Annotated in this window: 3 protein-coding genes and 1 pseudogene; all 4 read right to left on the reverse strand. The window is 67.9% G+C overall.

Annotated elements, in window-relative coordinates; translation table 11 throughout:
• Positions 1-554 (reverse strand): hypothetical protein (locus B7X32_RS20605; protein WP_292724038.1); only part of this gene is annotated, 554 nt, incomplete at its 3' end.
• A 9-nt stretch (positions 555-563) separates the two neighbouring features.
• Positions 564-1,124, reverse strand: a complete 561-nt coding sequence (locus B7X32_RS20610; RefSeq protein ID WP_292724040.1) for a nuclease-related domain-containing protein — start codon at positions 1,122-1,124, stop codon at positions 564-566.
• A gap of 6 nt (positions 1,125-1,130) precedes the next feature.
• Positions 1,131-1,265, reverse strand: coding sequence for a hypothetical protein (locus B7X32_RS20615; protein WP_292724042.1), 135 nt, complete (start codon positions 1,263-1,265; stop codon positions 1,131-1,133).
• 27 nt (positions 1,266-1,292) lie between these two features.
• Positions 1,293-1,967, reverse strand: a pseudogene (locus B7X32_RS20620) (hypothetical protein); the annotation flags it as partial.

A 1,967-nucleotide genomic window follows, 5' to 3' on the forward strand; every position in this document is an offset into this window, starting at 1 on the left:
TCTTTCGTGGCCGCGCTGAATGGCACACCAGGGGACGGGTCGTGCAGGGTCGCCGTCCGCCGTACCGCCCCGTCGCATCCGGCGATGATGCCGTAGGCGAGCGCGGCGTTCACCCACCCAACCCACGCGGGCAGGGTGAGGAGGCCCTCGATGCCGTCAACGGGCAGGGTGAGCAAGGCGAGCGCGGCGGTGGCGGCGACAACGCTGAGGAACCTCGTTGGCATCACCATCCAGGCGATGTTGCCGATGGCCTCACCGACCTTCGACGCCTTCGGGAGAAGCCGGGCCCCACGCTGGCGGAATGCAGGGAGGGAATCCGGGGAGTTCAGCAACCAATCCCTGTTCGGGAGGGCAGCGAAACGAAGCTCCCGCCACCGGCGCGAACGGTTCGCCTCCTTCGGGTCCGGGTCCTGGCCGCGAGCGAGCTCCGGTGACCGGTAAGAGAACCCGGCGAAGGCGATGCCGGCGACGACAAGCACCGCGCCCGGATAGTGGAAGAACGCGGCGACGCCGGCGGCGAGCACGGCGATGACAATGATGAGGGGCGCGGGCATAGGACAGGCTCAGTTCTGCAGGGTGCGGAGAATGCTGACGATGGCGGGGTCGGCGGGCTTGCGGCCGAACGACTGGTGGGCGAGACGCTCAGCGGGGATGAGGCGGGCCTCCTGGGCTCGAGCGAACATGAACCGGAGCGGGACGCCGTTGCTGGAGATGACAGCGATGAGCGGCATCGTGAACTTCACGGTGACACCACGACTGAGGAACAGCCGGTCGAGTTTGGCGACCGCGAGCGGGAGGGTGCGCTTGTCCACGTGCGGGGTCGCGGTGAGCCCCCGGCGGGTCCGGCCCCCGAGCGTCCAGTACGTTCCGCCCACCCAGTTCTTAGCGTCAACGAGGGTGACGGTTCGGCCGGAGATGACCGCGTGGTCGATGTTCGCGCCCCGGGCATCCGGGATGCGCAGGTCATGCAGAAGCGTGGCCGGGCTGTGTCGAAGCGCGGTGCGGAGGATGCCAGCGACCTTCTGCTCACCGACACTTCCCGCACGGGCGCGTCCCTCGCCACCCGCCCCCAGGAAGCCTGAGTTCTGCAGGCTGGACGCCGGGGTGCCGTATTCGGTGACCATGCGTGGTCAGCCGTTCACGATGCTGACGACGAGGGACACGAGGACAGCGACGACGACCACGCCGGTGATGACCAGGCCTCTTACGGAGCCGAAGAAGGCGCCGATGGTGTCGTGTTCGTTCTTGAAACGGTCAGGGCTCATGCCCCGTACCCTGCAAAAACGAGGCTGTCAGGCGACGGTGATGCCGGCGTTACGGACCGCGAGCGCGGTCAGGTCCGGGCCGCCATCGCCCCGCAAGAAGAACGGGGTGCCGCGGAGTACGCGGGCGTTGTCGACGATGGCGTCCCGTGCCGCATTCGGTGCAAGGGGGAGCGTCCCCGGGTCGAGCAGGTCAGCGCGCTCCCACAGGTGCAGGTCGTCCCCGCCCATGAGGTAGCCGCGGCCCGTCGGTCGTGTCACCGGCAGTGTCGGGAAGTCGGATGAGACCTGCCCCGCAGACGGGAACAGGGCCTGCCAGGACACCACGCCGATGCGTTCTGCGGTCGGGCTGCTCGCCGTTCCCGGGTGCCGGCGCACGGACCCGGAAATCGCCTTCTTCACCACATCGAGCGAATACGTCACCGCAGCCTGCGACGCATCCTGATGAGGGGCGTTCACGAACAGCACGACGAGACCGGAATCCTGCACCGGTGTCCTGCTCAGCATCTCGCACCACCGGTCGACTTTGCGTTCCACGGACTGACCGGGAATGCTCGCTGTCATCTCCACCGCGATACGCAGTCCATCCGGGCGGACAATGCAGACATCTGCGGCACCCTTCCCGGCGACCGGCGTGCCCGTCAGAAGCTCGAACGTGCACAGCTGCTCGCCGAGGACCGTGGCGACATCGCAGAACTCGGCAAC

The sequence above is a fragment of the Microbacterium sp. 13-71-7 genome, from assembly GCF_002257455.1.
Lineage (GTDB): Bacteria > Actinomycetota > Actinomycetes > Actinomycetales > Microbacteriaceae > Microbacterium.

Coding starts and splice junctions, on each gene's coding strand:
- B7X32_RS20610 (WP_292724040.1), bottom strand. CDS start 1,124: ATGGTCACCGAATACGGCACCCCGGCGTCCAGCCTGCAGAACTCAGGC.
- B7X32_RS20615 (WP_292724042.1), bottom strand. CDS start 1,265: ATGAGCCCTGACCGTTTCAAGAACGAACACGACACCATCGGCGCCTTC.